Here is a 14,281-nt window from a genome sequence, read left to right on the forward strand (position 1 = left end):
CCACGAAAGTGGGGTTTTCTCATTTGTCTTTACGAAGAAAAAGATCTAAAGTTTTCCTACTAAGATAGATGAAGTAGGTGAAAGACCTCGCTGTCCCGCAACGGTTATAGTCCGAGCTCTATCAAAAACATTCACACCCGAGGAGAGGTAACCTATGACTTCAAATTACGAAGAGCGCGCACGTATTTCTAAAACCCGTGTAACAAAAGCAGTATTTCCAAACACAACAAATCACTATGATACTCTCTTTGGAGGGACTGCCATGCTATGGATGGATGAGGTTGCATTCATTACAGCAACGAGATTCACACGACTGAAGGTGGTTACAGTCTCAACAGATAAATTAGACTTTAAGAAGCCTATCCCTGCTGGAACTATTGTGGAGCTCGTTGGCTCTGTTACAAATGTTGGGCGTTCAAGTATAAAAATTCAAGTTCAAGTCTTTGTTGAGGCGATGCTTGAAGACTCAAGAGAGCTTGCTCTTGAAGGGAGTTTCTCTTTTGTTGCTCTTGGCGAAGATCAAAAGCCTACTAAAATTATTATTTAGCTGAGATGTGGGCCTATGTTAGGCTCACTGCCTTTGAATTGCTAGACAGTGAATCATCTTGATTGTTAAAATAACCTATAATATATAGGAGATATTTATGCTGATAAGGAAGTTAGCAATCATAGCTCTATCTATATCTTGTTACAGTTTTGTAGCGAATGGATGGCCATGGGTTAATGATACAGTTTCTAAAATTCGTCTAACATGGTCAGAAGACCCATCGACAACGATGAAAATTATTTGGGATACGAAATCTGAACTTGGAGTTGATCAAGTTCTCTACTACGACAGTGTCGATCATGGAAGCAATATAGCACGGTATGCGAATAGGGCCCTTGTAGATAAGTTAAATTTCTACAAAGGAATGTTTAATGCTGTTACTCATATTCGCAATTTAAGACCAGACACTAAGTATTACTTTATCATTCAAACTTCGAGAGGAGATCTCTCTAAGAGATATTGGTTTAAAACAATGGAGCAGAGTGAGGATGCAAGGCTTTCAATAATTGCTGGTGGAGACTCTAGAAATAATAGATCACCAAGAGTCGCCGCTAATAAGCTTGTCTCAAAGCTTCGCGCTGATTTTGTTTTATTTGGTGGTGACATGACAAGTCTCGATATTTCTGGTCAGTGGAAGAATTGGTTTGTCGACTGGGAGCACACTATTGCAACTGATGGACGAATGACTCCAATCATTGTTGCCAGAGGAAATCACGAAAGATCGAACGCTTCCATTTCGAAATTATTTGATACTAGCGAGGGGGTCTATTACTCTCTTCCATTTGCTGGAAATCTTTTAAAGACTTATGTTTTAAATTCAGAATCTTCTTTGAATGGAGATCAGCTCGTTTGGCTAAATAAAGACCTCTCCGAAAGTGAGGATACTATTTGGAAGATAGGTCTCTACCACCGCCCAATGAGGCCACACACGGCTAAGAAGAGCGAGAACGATCGTCTCTATCAAGCATGGGCACCTGTTTTTTATAAGTACAGTATGGATCTTGTTGTGGAGTCGGATTCACATACAGTGAAAACAACTTATCCAATTCGCCCCAGCTTTGAACAAGGTCATGAAGAAGGCTTTGTAAGGGATGATGAAAATGGAACAGTGTATGTTGGTGAAGGTTGTTGGGGAGCTCCTCTGCGTGAGAATAATGATGATAAGTCATGGACAAGATCGTCAGGTAGTTTTAACCAATTTAAATGGATTCACTTAGATAGGAATACAATGGATATTAGAACTATTGCTGTGGATAATGCCTATGAAGTTGCATCTGTAACAGATGAAGCGAGGTTTGATATTCCGAGAAACTTAAGAGTATGGTCGCCAAAGGAAGGTGATGTTGTGACATTAGAAAGTCGTAAATAGGATCTGATCTTGAAGCACGAAAGAGTTCTAGAATTCATAATTCGCTTAAGTACATTTACAGTGCTCTTTGGAAGAGGAATACAACACCTCTTCTATGATGCCCCTTATAGAATTATTCTTTGGAATGAGGGACTACTATCTCCGATTTTTAATTTATTTGGATGGTCTTGGACAGATTATGTAACAAGCCCTGTGACGGATAGGCTCATAAATCTAAGTGTTATTTTCGTGGGTGTTATTCTTCTCCTAACTTCTCTTGTTGTTGTCTTTAATTATAGAAAAGGAGAGAAGCTACTCTACCTGAGTGGAGCTTATCTTGTTGTATTAAGCGGACTTTATATGTCGTCTAAATTCTTTATTCCGGCACAATTCATAGAATACTCAGCACAGATGTTCTCTCCCTTTGCTCTTATTTTATTTTGGAAGAAAGGGGAGAGCGATAAGTTAATCCTCTTTATTCGCATAGCTGTGGCCCTAACTTTTATAGGACATGGCTCTTACGCACTTGGGATTTTTCCCGTTCCAGGAAACTTCATTGATATGGTGATAAATATTATTGGATGCTCTGAATCTTCTGCTCGCATTCTTCTACAAGTTATGGGAGGGCTTGATTTCTTAGCAGCAATATTAATATTTCTTCCGCTAGTTGATCAATGGGCATTAGGGTTTTGTTGTATGTGGGGAGCGTTGACAAGTTTTGCTAGAATAGGTGAGGAATCTGTTTTTGGATTGTCCCACACTCTATTAACTTTAGGACACGAGTTTATAATGAGGGGGCCACATTTCTTGTTGCCACTTTTTTTGATTTATTCTGCACAAAAAAAAGCCTTCAATTTCTTGAAGGCCACTAATATAAGAAAGTAATTTCTTACTAGAACATATGCTTATATTTCTTTAAGAACTTAGAAAGTGATCCAACTTTATCAAGTGTTCTAATTGCACTTGTAGAAAGTCTTAACTTAATAGTCTCACCAGATTCTGGATCAAAAATTCTCTTCGTTTGAAGATTTGGTTTTTGAGTCATTTTTGTTCTATTTTTTGCGTGAGAAACTTTGTTTCCTACTAATCTTCTTTTTCCAGTTAAATCACATACACGTGCCATATCTAAACCCTCTGTCTGTACGCCGCAGCATTCAGTTTTTAATAATCATTCATTACAGGTTCGCTAATATATACTTCAAATTATTAAAATTCAAGGGTAAATTAGCGCTGAAGAGAAAAAATTACGAAGTTACAAAGCATATGAGAAACGTGAAAACAGATAGTTAAGCTAGGTCTCGTAAAGTTTGTGCTCGGCTGATTTGAAAAGAAAGCTTAAAAACACTGCCATGAGATTTTGGAGAGTCTTCGATGGAGTGACTTTCTATTGAGATCTCTCCACCTAAGAGCTCGATACTTCTCTTGGCTATTGGCATTCCAAAACCTGTTCCCTCTTCTCCACTAGTGCCTTGTCTATTGGTATTAGCAATAGGATCAAAAACCTTAGATAGGAGATAGTCTGGAATCCCAATCCCTCGATCTTTAATGAAAAGTTCAACATGAGCATCTGCAAGAGAAGTGTGTATGAAAATTTCACTATCTTCAGGTGAGAATTTGATGGAGTTGGAAATAATATTACTTATGATTTGATGTTCGATAATACTTCGATTTCCAAGTATATAGATGTCATCGATAATAGTATGAATTGTAATTCTCTTCTTTGATAGAGTTTGCCTAAGCATTTCAATACTTTCTTCAACACAGGTCTTTAGAGAAATTTCTTCAAGTTGAAGCACTTTCTTACCTGACTCAAAAGCCTCCATTTCTCTTATGGCATGAATGAGATTACAAATTTTTTGTGAATACTTAAAAGTAGAATTAACTTTATTTTTAAGTTTCTTCTTGTCCAAATCATCAAACTTATCCTTTTCTAAAATCTTTTCGAGAAAGAGAGTATTATTTTGAATGAGCGTTAAGGGCGTTGATACATCGTGTGCTAAAACTCGTAGGAGGTTCTGTTTTGAGAGGGCCCTATTTCTAATTTGCTCTTCGCTTACTTCTTTAAGTTTTAAGAGAAAGAGGGTGAATCCAGAATGAAGAATCATCATTCCAAATACTGTTAAAGTCTGAGTAATAATAAGTCCTGATTGATTGAGGTAATCTTTTCTAAAGTATCCAAAACCTAGATCCATTATAAAAATAGTTGTGGCCGCAATAAGGATAAGAGTTATCCAAATAATAGTATGTTTCTTGTCTGTAAGAACTCCTGCAATTACTGGAAGAATGGCAATCCACATCAGTATAGGGTTGAGAAATCCTCCCGAGAGAAGCGAGAAGTGCATTTGAAAAAGTCCGCCTGGAATGAGCATCATGTAGGTTGCTCTTTCAATGGAGCCTGTCCACTTGTAACAGAGAATATTTAAGAGATGTATACCAGCGTAGAAGAAGCCCATATACTTTATGCTTGGATGATCTATGTAATGATAGGCAGTGAAGGCGTAACTCCACATGAGAATACCGGTGATAAGTGTTGTTGCAATAAGTACGTGAACTCTAAAGCGATGAATTTTATCTGAGCGTTTAAGTGGTGAAAGGCACCAATTAAAGAAGTTTAAATAAATAGATTTCAATAGATGAATAAGTCTCATTACAGAACTTATCGGATGGGTAGGTGAAAATTTTATTTAAGATATCTTGAATTTCTACTTAGGCCCAGAGTGGTTTTTCTAAGCTACACCAACCTGCTATGGTTTTTCTTCTGCCTTTTATCACTTGATTTACCTTGTGCTCAAACCCAGACTTTCCAGTAAGAAAGATAATTAGAGTTTCTCTCGGAGGAGGGCTTATGATTTCTAATAGACTGGAATCACTCTTGGGTCTAAAGAGAAGTTCTCCTCCTTCTAATTGATCATCGTCATTTAGAGACCATGTGAAGGCAATTTCTCTTGAACCATCATCGTGCCAGATTCCATCTTCATCAGTAGCCGCATCTCTGATGGCAATAATATGTTCACTAAAGTTAAATGCTTGATAATGCGTTATTATAGAGTGAAGAATCTCTCCTTTTGTTAAGTATCTGGATACAAGTTGATCAACAACTTCCCAATTACAAGTATTTACCACCTCTTTAAATTCACTTGGAAAAGGAAGGTGGAACTTAATAAATCCAAGCTCACTTAGCTCTGATTTAGAGGGGAGAATTGCCTTGTCTATTGTCGTCATTTTGGGGATTATACCTCTAAAAAAAATCACTTTGGAAATCTCAATGAAATACTTTGTATTATTCTTACTTAGCATAAATATTCAAGCAAATCTCTCAGTTTCTGAAACACTTCTAAAAGCTTATTCACCACTTTGTCCAAGCATTACAACTGGTCATGTTCAAGGCTCACTTGTTCACGCGCAGATGATGGGCTCAGTAGTGAGAGAGCTAAATCAGAACTCTACTTGTTTTCAAGCAGTGGAAATGGAGAGAATTTCATCGGACTATTCAAGACTCTATGAAAACTATATGACTTATAGTGATACGAGATCGCAGAGGTTAGAGCTTGAGAAAAAAATTGCTCTCTATACCTCGCTTTCTTCAAGTGGAACTTTAACTGCTGAAGAAGACTTCTTTTTAACAAATGAAATATTAAATTCACAGGCTTCTCTTATTAACGCGCAGGCAGGCCTTGGACGTTTTGGAGACTTTAGTAGTCGCTATGCTGTTGGTGCAAGACAGGTCGTTAGCAGTGTTGATGGTTTTCTAGGAACATGGTCTCAGAACCCTCAGTGTTTTCAGTCTAAAGTTTCTCTGATCTCTTCATTACTAAGTAATTCTCTTCTTGCCACTTCGGCCTTTGCGGCACCAGGAACAAGTTTAGCTCTTTCTTCTGGTGCGATGGTTGTTAAATCTCTAGGGCAATTTATACAGCACTTTAAAGAAAATAATCTCTTAAAAGATATTGATGAAGTTCAAATGCCTGCGGCCCTTAGATGTGTCTCTAAAGCACTTACAGATCAGTATTGCTCTGCTGTTGATACAGAGAAATTAGTTGATAGTTATAGAAATGATCCAATTACAGATGGCCCACAATTTGAAGGATTAACACTTTTAAAGAATCATATCTCAGAGCTGGCACACTGGTTAGAAGAAGTTTACGCGGGAAGTGCCATTACTTCGGAGGGCGATCTCGTTAATAGAGAGAAGCCAATTCTTCAGGGAGAGCTTCTTAAGAAAATTAAGCGCTACCTTCAAACTTATGGAACTCTAAGAACAAAAGTTTTCTCGGAAATCTCAAGCGACTCTCAAAGAACCGATGCAATTGTCATCGGTATAGACCGCTTGGTTTCAATTATGTCCTCTCCGACTTTAACTCCTGATCCATCTGGATGGGGTGGGCGTCCTGATGGATCAGGAGTTGAAAATCCAATTTTTATTACACGTGATAAAGCGTTAATGCCATTTCAGATTTTAGATCCATCAATTACTGCCATTCCTCGTTGTGATGATGAAAATTGTACTCTTATTCAATATGTAAGAAATCAAGGAGTAGAACTAAGTCTAGGAAAATGGACTGAGGCCATAAGAAATTCTCTTCTTGTTGTAGAAGAAGTTTTAGAGCTCATAAACCAGGAAAGAGCGAGAACTATTTCTGTAGATGCTTACTCTGTTCTTGTTGGGGCAACGAGAGATATTAGAGGGGAGACAAATGCGATTTCTGGACTAGTTATGGTTTCTGAAAACGCAGATAGAATAGTCAACTTTCTAACTGAATTAGGCTGTCGTAACCAGTCCAGAGGATGTACTCGTGATGGAGGCGTCACAATTCTTCATAAGTACTATCCACAAATCACAAATATTACTAAGACGAAGAATCTTACGGAGAGCGTGATTAGTCTTATTGAAGAGACTTTTGAGCCACGAACTTTATCTTCTGAGAATTTACCTGCAGAGTGCCGTAAAGACTCCGGTCTTATTTCTGAATTATTTAATGACGCTGAAGAAGAGAAGAGTTTTGAAATTACATCTTGTATTACAAAGATATTAAAACTTGCTGAGAGAGGGAATGATGTTTACTTCAGTAAGATAAAAGATATGGTTAGCTATGAATTAGAAGCAAGACTTGCTAACGATATGTTAGATCAAGATATAGAGGATATTATTCTTGGAACTAGAGCGGATCTTATTACGACACTACTTACAACTTATTCTCCAACCAATGAGATTAATCTCTCTGAGTTAGTTCTTGGTCTTAAATCATCGCAGAATATTGTGAGAAATACGGCTAAGAATTTCTTTGGATCTTTCGAAGACTTCTTTGTTGATTCTATCACTAAGTCAGATATCTCAGATATGGAGAGATCGGCACTTTGTTTTAGAGTTCTTCCATTTATTTTTGATACAAAAGAGCAACGTAAGTTTATTACAAAAATCTATAAGAATTGTAGAGATGCAAAGATGGACTTCTATGTTGATGGTCCTAAAATTCAATGGCTTGATTATCTAGTGCAAACAGATGATGGCGATGGCTTTGGAAAAGAGAAGTATTCTCTACGCGGAAGTGTTGAAATTCGCAATTGTGCTTTTAGGAAGTATAATAGAAGAAATAAAATTTATGAGCAGCGAAGACAAACAAAAGTAACCGGTATAAATGAAGAAAAACCTCTATAGAATATTAGCATTTGCAACTATCGCCATAGTTGTTGGAGTTATCATCTACTTTCGAAATGTAGTGAAACCTTCTCATGTGAGAGAACACTATAACGAAGAAGCTAGTGCTAACCGAATCCTTAGAGAAGATCGTAGAGTAGAGAGAGAATTTATCGCACAGACTGTTGAGAAAAGAGTAAAGAAAGTAGAAGTCTTCGATCAAAGAGTTGATGACCTAAATAAGTCTCTTAATCTTCTAGAAGAAAAAGTCCAGGTTCGAGAAAAATACTGCTTGAAAAATCTAAATGAAACTATTGAAAATGATGATTATATCGATATTAAAGATACGATGTATGAAGATTTAGACCAAGTGATGACCAAGTTTTCAAGGGTATTAAATGAGGCCATGTTTAGACCTGAAGCAGATGAGTTATTTTCGGCTGTTTATAAGGCAGTAGAGAGTAATCCAAAAGTAGATCCAAAACTTCTCTTTTCTAGACTTGAGAGAATTGATATCTGTAGGGACCCAAAGGCCTTAAACTTTGTAGATACAGTTTTTGAAGCTTACCGAATTAAGGGATGGCCAACGAGTGTTAGAGATCGTTTAGCGACCGAAGTATTCACTCTTTTAAAAGAGACGGTTCCAAGAAATCGCTCTGTTGAAAACCTTCTCTACTTTACTAATATTCTCTTGATTATGTCTGATAATGGGCTGGTTCCTTTGAACTATAGTACTGAGCTTGAAGATCTAAGTCGTAGAATAAATGAGAATCACACAATGTTTAAGGACCTATTTGGGAATAGCCAAAATAGAGAAGCCAATTACATTAGTCTTAGTGATTATTTAAGACGAAATGAAGAGTTGAGTATTGAGCTTAGGCAGACCGCGGGAGATATAGAAAATGTCCTAGGTGTCGGCTACTAATTGATCGTCCTCTTCCATACAGAGATAAATTTTACTTTCTTGAACCTTCGCCTCTAAGAGTAATTCTTTAATTGTCGATAAAATCCAAAGTCTCATAGGTCTATTATAGCGAATCTTACCATCAAATGATTTAATAAGCTCACTTCCAAGAAGTTCACTACCCGGGTAGTTCTTCTTAACTTGATGGAAGACATCTTTTGTAAATCTCACAACACCTACTGAAATATATTCTAACTTCTCTGCTGGAAGACTTTTAAATAATTCAGAAATTAATTCTCTATACTTTTCCTTGAAGTCATCATCGTAGACAACTGGATCAAAGTGGATACCAATAGGGTGACCTACCGCTGAGAGCTTTTCAATTGCCTTTAACCGCGCTTTTAAAGAAGGAGTTTGAAGATCATTCTTCTTTATCTTATCTGCAGGTGAGAGAGAGAAGGTAGTGATAATATTTTTCTTAGGAGCTAGTTCTAGTAGTGCCTTTATATTGGCAGACTTTGTTCTAAGCTCTAGCTTTGCATTTGGAAGTCTAGAAAAGAGTTCGTGATAAATCTCTAACTCACCAGTGATATGCGTAAGGGCAAGTGAATCCGAAAATTCTCCAGCATGAAACCACGGAGTTAATCCTTTTTGTGTACATTCCTCTGTTACCTTCTCAATCTCATTGCAAATGTCTCTATGATTTAAAAAGAGAACAATATCTGGAGAGTTGAAGTAGCCTTGAAGGTAGCAGTAGTTACATTCATAGATACAATTATAAGCGTGTATAAAGTAGTAGTGAGGCTCACCTGAAAGACCGTAGGCATCGGGAGCTTCTTTTACGAGTTGTCCGCGTTTTTCACCTAGAAATAAATTAAGTGTTTCATTTTTTTGAAGGTAAGGTTTTTTCACTCGATTAAATATATCTTCAACTTTTTCAATTACTGTAACTTTCGCTTTTGGGAATTTAGAAATAATTAAGTTCGCTCGATTATTTGAAACGAAATCTCTCTCAATAAATATTTTATCAAACATCGAGATTGCCTCTCATAAGAGATTTATAGGCCTGATAGTCAAGGGAGCTTAAGGCCTTGGCCATTTTTCTGAGTTCAACTTCATTTTGAATTGTTGCACTTATTTGGAATTGATCACTTTCTAAATTCTTTGAAAGAGTAGTCTTTATTCTAGCCTCTTGAAGCGGAGCTAGAATTTGGTCTAACTTATTTTGCAGAGCTGTATTAAAAGGAGTGAGAAGTTTTCGAAGCTTTTCAAGGAGAATACTTGTTCTCTGTTTAGGAAGAGCTTCTATTTTTAAAACGTCCTTTAGTTTAATTAAATCTAGAACTTCTTTCTCTGAACTATACTTAGTAAGAAGTTGAGAGAGAAGAGTTGTATAGTGTCTATACTGAGAAACTGTAAAATAGAATTCTCTATACTCTTCAATGAGAAACTTTCTTTCTTCAGTAGCACTCTCTGTAATATTTAAATATTCTCGGTAGAGCTTATCACTGAAATATTCGGCCTTCTCTTTTATGATCTCACAAATGGCAGTATTTTCTTTTTCTAAGTAAGGTTCATCAGAAATAAGTTTGAAAGCTTTAAATTCTTTTTGAAAGTTACTTGCTGCCCTTGCTATCGCCCAAAGTTCTCGGTCGACAATATTAGCAAAGCAAGAGAGTTTTTGGGCTTGTTTGTGATTAAGGGTTCTACTTGAGCTCGTAATACAGTCAAGGAGGCCATTAGAATTTGAAGTGAAGGACTTAAATTCTAAGACTTCATTTTGAATAGCGTAGCTTGTTCTCACTTCATAGATTGAATCTAATTGAGCTTTCTCATCTAAGGCACCTGCAACACCAAAGTTTAGAACTATTTCTATTTCTGGAAATTTTGAAAGAGTGGCCGTCGTCGCCTCTAAGGCGTTATAAATTCCTTCCGAGCAGATTATCAGGTAGGAGTCACCATTCTTATAAAGAGGGCAGCTTAGGGATTCAAGTGATTTATAATTCCCTTGTTTTAAAAATGTCTGTGCTTCTGCTCTATGAGCAAAGACAAGTAAGCGCATATTAACCCTTGATTTTGATTAAGGGCGACTTTATAGTGGGCCTTGTATTTTGTCTAGCGCAAGAGTAATGCTTTTAGAGGTGAGGGACGTATCATGTCACGTATTTTAAAGAACTTAGGAGGAATTCCTATCGGCTTTGGTGGGGCCTCTATTAGCGGTGAAGGTGCTGGGTACGGATTTGGAGATATTTCTGAAGGAGATGCCTGTTCCTTATTAAAGTATGCTTTTGAAAGAGGAGTAAAGCTTTTTGATACAGCTCCAATATATGGCTTTGGTGAATCAGAAAGAAGAATGGGAAAGGCCTTTAAAGATATAAGAGAGAAAGTCTTCATCATTTCTAAGTGTGGGGTCTCCTGGCATGACTCAAAACGGGTTAATATGACTAATGACCCAAAAGAAACTCAGAAGATGCTACACGATTCTCTAAAGAGATTAAATTCAGATTATATCGACCACTATATGATTCATTGGCCAGATAGTAGGGTGGATATAAGAAAGACCATGGAAGTCTTGGCCAAGGCGAAGCTTGAAGGAAAGATAAAGTCTATTGGGCTTTGTAACTCAAATAGAGATGAATTTGAAAAGGCATCGGAGATCGATGAAATTCTCTCTCTTCAGTCAGAGCTAAATATTTTTGAAAGAGGATCGCTAGACTCAGTCCTACCTATTGCAAGAGAAAATGATCTAAGCTTTATGAGTTGGGGAACTCTTGATAAGGGTATTCTTACGGGAAGAGTAAACTCTAAGAGAAAATTTGATAAGAGTGATTGTCGATCATGGGCACCTTGGTGGAAGAGTATTGATAAAGATAGTAGGTATAAGAAGATGGAGATTATAAGTAAAATTCTAAGCGAGTTTGAAATGTCTCCTATTTCTCTGGCCCTTGGTTTTAATTTATCAAATGAAAATGTAGACACCGTTCTCTGCGGCGGAAGAAATCAGACCCAGTGGGATGGTCTTATAGACTCTCTTGAAAATCTTCCAACCCAAGAGCAATTAGATAGAGTCTTAAAGAGTATTGATGAAGATTAGTGTTATTATACCAACCTTTAATAGAGCAGAAATTCTAGAGAGATCTCTAAAATCTGTTTTACAACAAAGTTATCAGGACTTTGAAGTTCTTATTGTAGATGATGGCTCGACAGATAAGACTTATTCTACGGTTAAGAAATACTTTTCTGATAAGAGAGTAAAATATATTTATCAGAGTAATAAGGGAGTAAGTGCTGCTCGAAACCTAGGAGTTTCTCTAAGTTCATATGATTGGATTAGCTTCTTAGACTCTGATGATGAATGGTTATCTAACAAACTCGATAAGCAAGTCGCTCTCCTCCAAGAGAATTCTTCTCTTGAATTTATTCACAGTGAAGAGAATTGGATAAGAAATGGAAAGAAAGTAAATCAGCCTAAGCATTATAAGAAGTTCGGCGGTAATATTTTTCTTAAATGTCTTTCTCTATGTGCTATTTCTCCCTCCACTGTTTTAATGACAAAGAGGTTATTTAAAGAAGTCGGAGGTTTTTCTTCTGACTATATTGTCTGCGAAGATTTTGATTTGTGGTTAAAGATTACTTCTAAGTACGAGGTAGGACTTGTGGATGAGTTCTTGATAAATAAGTATGGAGGTCATGAAGATCAATTGAGTACGAAGTTCTTTGCGATGGATTTATTTAGAGTTAGATCCCTAGTTCATATTTTAGAAATAAGAGATTTCACTGAACGAATTAAAGAGGAAATTATTTCTGTGATTTTAAGTAAGTCTAAGATCTTACTTAAAGGCTATGAAAAACATGAAAACTTTAAAGACTACGAAGAAGTGAAGAGTTTAGTTCTTAGATTTAACTCTTAGGTAACCATCTCTCTTAAAGACCTTGCCACTTCTAATGAAGAGAATTCCCTTAATGTCATTTGTATAAAATTCATCAGCAGTATTTATGAGAATAAAGCGATCTTTTGAAATTCTAGCGGAAACCAACGTTGGATAATTTTCATTCTTAAGAAAATTTAGAGGGATTCCATCTACGATAATTGCATCTTCACTTTTTCCAAGAACTAAGTAATTAATTTTTGAAGTTCCTCGGTAAGCTTTATCCTCTATCTTGAAGAGATTTTCGATTTCAATTTGAAAATTAGGTCCTTGCGTATTATGTCCGGTGTACTTATGGGTTCCATTTAGAGAATCAAAGGCCTTGTCTTGTTCTAGTATTGGTCTGGCCGATTTTAGATATTCAGAAAAGTCTATCTTTTCAAAGCTTTTAAGATTTTTAAATTGAATAACTTTCTTTGTTTGCTGTAGCTGTTTAGTTTCAGGAAGTTTCTCTTTCTTAGCTGGAAGGTAGACAATCTTTTCGACAACTTTTTCCACTACCTTTTCTACCACTTTAGGTTTTGGGACTTCTATTGAATTTTGAATATTGGTTGTGATCTTATTTTCAATGTCTCGTAGATCAATAGCGAAGTAGGCAAAGAGTAATTGAAATATTTTTCCATTTAATTCTTCGGCGCTAAGGTTTTGTTCAAAGAGCGAATCAACTTCGTCATTAAATTGAACTTTCTTATTTACGATACTATGGTTGAACGTAAAGTAGCTTACTCCAACACCAAGTATAAAAAAGGCAAATGCTAGGAATATTTTCTTCATCACATAATAATCTTATCACTTGAGTCGTTATCTTCAAGGATAATTTCATCAGGTGAGAGATTAAGTGTCTTCTCGTAGAAAAGCTCTAAGGCCCTCTCCCACGGAGAATCTTCAATATCATTATTTAAGAAGTCTACTAAATGAGGAAAGAGTTGTGTGCAAAAGTCTTCGCTACTCTCTCTTGGTAGAAGGGATGGTAGGTGGTCAATTGCAGTTAAATAGAGGTTTTCTTCAATCTTTATTGAAGGGCTATCCATTGTCGTGCAATTTGCATAAATAGGAAGTGGGTTACAAGGCCCATTGGGATCGCAACCAACATCACTAATGACTGTTAAATTTCTTTCTTTAGTAATTGTTTCAAGGTCTAGAAATGGTGATCTTGGCTCTTTTATTAAAGCGCAGTTAATTAAAATATCAAAGCTTAAAATTTCTTCAAGAGGGTGGTTGGAGATCGTATCTTTCGAGCCCCACTTTGTTGGCTCAATACCAATGGCCCTTAGAAACTTTACGGCACCTTTTCCTGATCTCCCATTGGCCCCAATGATGAGGACACGAGGACGAGAGATGATCTTATTCATTCTCTCTTCTATGTCTTCTATCATTGCAACTTGGCTCTTATATGGAAGTAGAGGGGCCCTCTTATTATAATCCATACCAAGTTGTGTATGAGTCCAAAGATCAATTCCAAGAGCAGCTCCTGCAAAACCTGCCCAAACTCCAAAGGCCGCAACTCTTTTCATATCTTCATCAACGAGATATTCGAGATCGTATAAAAGTCCATCGCCTTTAACAAACCTAGAGAGGGTTCTTTCAAAGCCATGTTGATCTTTAAAAACGTGAGCGAAGTGAATATGTCTATGAGAGAGGGAGAAGTTCTTATCTTCTAGTTCTTTTAGTCCGATAATAATTGCGTTTAAAGGAGCGTTAATCCAAGAGTTTGTCTCTGCGATTTTACAGCCTATCTCTTCGTATTCGGAATCATCAAAGACTCGTGTAGGTGACTTTTCAACAACAACATCGTGACCCATATCGAGAAGCTCTTTGCAGGCCTTTGGTGTTAAACAGCATCTTTGTTCAAAAGGTTTTGTTTCGTGTCTTAGCCAAATAAGTCTTTGCATTTATTCCTCACACTAGATTTTGCTGG

General features: G+C 36.7%; 14 protein-coding genes and 1 riboswitch. Of the genes, 7 read left to right on the plus strand and 7 right to left on the minus strand.

Annotation, left to right across the window (positions count from 1 at the left end):
- Nucleotides 1-50: 50 nt before the first annotated feature.
- Nucleotides 51-165: riboswitch (adenosylcobalamin-variant (AdoCbl-variant) riboswitch) on the plus strand.
- The 3 genes from CES88_RS16300 to CES88_RS16310 all read left to right on the plus strand — a co-directional run bounded on the left by CES88_RS16300 (nucleotide 155) and on the right by CES88_RS16310 (nucleotide 2,780).
- Nucleotides 155-547, plus strand: coding sequence for an acyl-CoA thioesterase (locus CES88_RS16300; protein WP_290736893.1), 393 nt, complete (start codon nucleotides 155-157; stop codon nucleotides 545-547). Its footprint overlaps the riboswitch before it by 11 nt.
- 97 nt (nucleotides 548-644) lie before the next feature.
- Nucleotides 645-1,916 (plus strand): metallophosphoesterase family protein, encoded by a 1,272-nt coding sequence (locus CES88_RS16305; RefSeq protein WP_290736895.1) that lies wholly within the window; start codon nucleotides 645-647, stop codon nucleotides 1,914-1,916.
- 9 nt (nucleotides 1,917-1,925) lie between these two features.
- A complete protein-coding gene (locus tag CES88_RS16310; RefSeq protein WP_290736897.1) occupies nucleotides 1,926-2,780 on the plus strand; it encodes a hypothetical protein in 855 nt (284 codons plus the stop codon).
- A gap of 7 nt (nucleotides 2,781-2,787) precedes the next feature.
- Here the strand turns inward: CES88_RS16310 and rpmB are convergent, their stop codons facing one another.
- From rpmB to CES88_RS16325, 3 genes are all read right to left on the minus strand, one after another.
- Nucleotides 2,788-3,018 carry a 50S ribosomal protein L28 gene (gene rpmB / locus CES88_RS16315; protein WP_290736899.1) on the minus strand — a complete coding sequence of 77 codons (231 nt, stop codon included), beginning with the start codon at nucleotides 3,016-3,018 and terminating at the stop codon, nucleotides 2,788-2,790.
- A 163-nt stretch (nucleotides 3,019-3,181) separates the two neighbouring features.
- A complete protein-coding gene (locus CES88_RS16320; protein ID WP_290736901.1) occupies nucleotides 3,182-4,543 on the minus strand; it encodes a HAMP domain-containing sensor histidine kinase in 1,362 nt (453 codons plus the stop codon).
- A 58-nt stretch (nucleotides 4,544-4,601) separates the two neighbouring features.
- A complete protein-coding gene (locus CES88_RS16325; protein ID WP_290736903.1) occupies nucleotides 4,602-5,117 on the minus strand; it encodes a 2OG-Fe(II) oxygenase in 516 nt (171 codons plus the stop codon).
- A gap of 43 nt (nucleotides 5,118-5,160) precedes the next feature.
- Between CES88_RS16325 and CES88_RS16330 the strand changes: the two genes are divergently transcribed.
- Together CES88_RS16330 and CES88_RS16335 are read left to right on the plus strand one after the other, a co-directional pair.
- Nucleotides 5,161-7,551 carry a hypothetical protein gene (locus CES88_RS16330; RefSeq protein ID WP_290736905.1) on the plus strand — a complete coding sequence of 797 codons (2,391 nt, stop codon included), beginning with the start codon at nucleotides 5,161-5,163 and terminating at the stop codon, nucleotides 7,549-7,551.
- A complete protein-coding gene (locus CES88_RS16335; protein WP_290736907.1) occupies nucleotides 7,532-8,455 on the plus strand; it encodes a hypothetical protein in 924 nt (307 codons plus the stop codon). Before CES88_RS16330 ends, CES88_RS16335 begins: the two co-directional genes overlap by 20 nt.
- On the opposite strand, the gene CES88_RS16340 is transcribed toward CES88_RS16335, so the two are convergent.
- Nucleotides 8,438-9,469: a spore photoproduct lyase family protein gene (locus CES88_RS16340; RefSeq protein WP_290736909.1), complete on the minus strand. Its 1,032-nt coding sequence runs from the start codon at nucleotides 9,467-9,469 to the stop codon at nucleotides 8,438-8,440. The genes CES88_RS16335 and CES88_RS16340 overlap by 18 nt on opposite strands.
- Complete coding sequence (locus tag CES88_RS16345; RefSeq protein WP_290736911.1) at nucleotides 9,462-10,496, minus strand: hypothetical protein; 1,035 nt, start codon at nucleotides 10,494-10,496, stop codon at nucleotides 9,462-9,464. Before CES88_RS16345 ends, CES88_RS16340 begins: the two co-directional genes overlap by 8 nt.
- 93 nt (nucleotides 10,497-10,589) lie before the next feature.
- On the opposite strand from CES88_RS16345, the gene CES88_RS16350 reads away from it, so the two are divergent.
- The gene (locus tag CES88_RS16350) at nucleotides 10,590-11,528 is read left to right on the plus strand and encodes an aldo/keto reductase (RefSeq protein WP_290736913.1); all 939 of its coding nucleotides are present in this window, start codon (nucleotides 10,590-10,592) and stop codon (nucleotides 11,526-11,528) included.
- Nucleotides 11,518-12,345 (plus strand): glycosyltransferase, encoded by an 828-nt coding sequence (locus CES88_RS16355; RefSeq protein WP_290736915.1) that lies wholly within the window; start codon nucleotides 11,518-11,520, stop codon nucleotides 12,343-12,345. The genes CES88_RS16350 and CES88_RS16355 overlap by 11 nt, the downstream gene beginning before the upstream one ends.
- On the opposite strand, the gene CES88_RS16360 is transcribed toward CES88_RS16355, so the two are convergent.
- Together CES88_RS16360 and CES88_RS16365 are read right to left on the minus strand one after the other, a co-directional pair.
- Entirely contained in the window at nucleotides 12,322-13,137 is an 816-nt protein-coding gene (locus CES88_RS16360; RefSeq protein WP_290736917.1) for a hypothetical protein, read from the minus strand. The two genes, CES88_RS16355 and CES88_RS16360, sit on opposite strands and share 24 nt — an antisense overlap.
- Entirely contained in the window at nucleotides 13,137-14,255 is a 1,119-nt protein-coding gene (locus CES88_RS16365; protein ID WP_290736919.1) for a saccharopine dehydrogenase, read from the minus strand. The genes CES88_RS16360 and CES88_RS16365 overlap by 1 nt, the downstream gene beginning before the upstream one ends.
- Nucleotides 14,256-14,281: the final 26 nt, after the last annotated feature.

This window comes from Halobacteriovorax sp. JY17 (assembly GCF_002753895.1).
Taxonomy (GTDB): Bacteria; Bdellovibrionota; Bacteriovoracia; order Bacteriovoracales; family Bacteriovoracaceae; genus Halobacteriovorax.

Bases quoted from the DNA above. Each gene is read 5' to 3' on its own strand.
- CES88_RS16300 (WP_290736893.1), top strand. From the start codon at position 155: ATGACTTCAAATTACGAAGAGCGCGCACGTATTTCTAAAACCCGTGTA.
- CES88_RS16330 (WP_290736905.1), top strand. From the start codon at position 5,161: ATGAAATACTTTGTATTATTCTTACTTAGCATAAATATTCAAGCAAAT.
- CES88_RS16320 (WP_290736901.1), bottom strand. From the start codon at position 4,543: ATGAGACTTATTCATCTATTGAAATCTATTTATTTAAACTTCTTTAAT.
- CES88_RS16335 (WP_290736907.1), top strand. From the start codon at position 7,532: ATGAAGAAAAACCTCTATAGAATATTAGCATTTGCAACTATCGCCATA.
- CES88_RS16325 (WP_290736903.1), bottom strand. From the start codon at position 5,117: ATGACGACAATAGACAAGGCAATTCTCCCCTCTAAATCAGAGCTAAGT.
- CES88_RS16360 (WP_290736917.1), bottom strand. From the start codon at position 13,137: ATGAAGAAAATATTCCTAGCATTTGCCTTTTTTATACTTGGTGTTGGA.
- CES88_RS16350 (WP_290736913.1), top strand. From the start codon at position 10,590: ATGTCACGTATTTTAAAGAACTTAGGAGGAATTCCTATCGGCTTTGGT.
- CES88_RS16305 (WP_290736895.1), top strand. From the start codon at position 645: ATGCTGATAAGGAAGTTAGCAATCATAGCTCTATCTATATCTTGTTAC.
- CES88_RS16355 (WP_290736915.1), top strand. From the start codon at position 11,518: ATGAAGATTAGTGTTATTATACCAACCTTTAATAGAGCAGAAATTCTA.
- CES88_RS16345 (WP_290736911.1), bottom strand. From the start codon at position 10,496: ATGCGCTTACTTGTCTTTGCTCATAGAGCAGAAGCACAGACATTTTTA.
- rpmB (WP_290736899.1), bottom strand. From the start codon at position 3,018: ATGGCACGTGTATGTGATTTAACTGGAAAAAGAAGATTAGTAGGAAAC.
- CES88_RS16340 (WP_290736909.1), bottom strand. From the start codon at position 9,469: ATGTTTGATAAAATATTTATTGAGAGAGATTTCGTTTCAAATAATCGA.
- CES88_RS16365 (WP_290736919.1), bottom strand. From the start codon at position 14,255: ATGCAAAGACTTATTTGGCTAAGACACGAAACAAAACCTTTTGAACAA.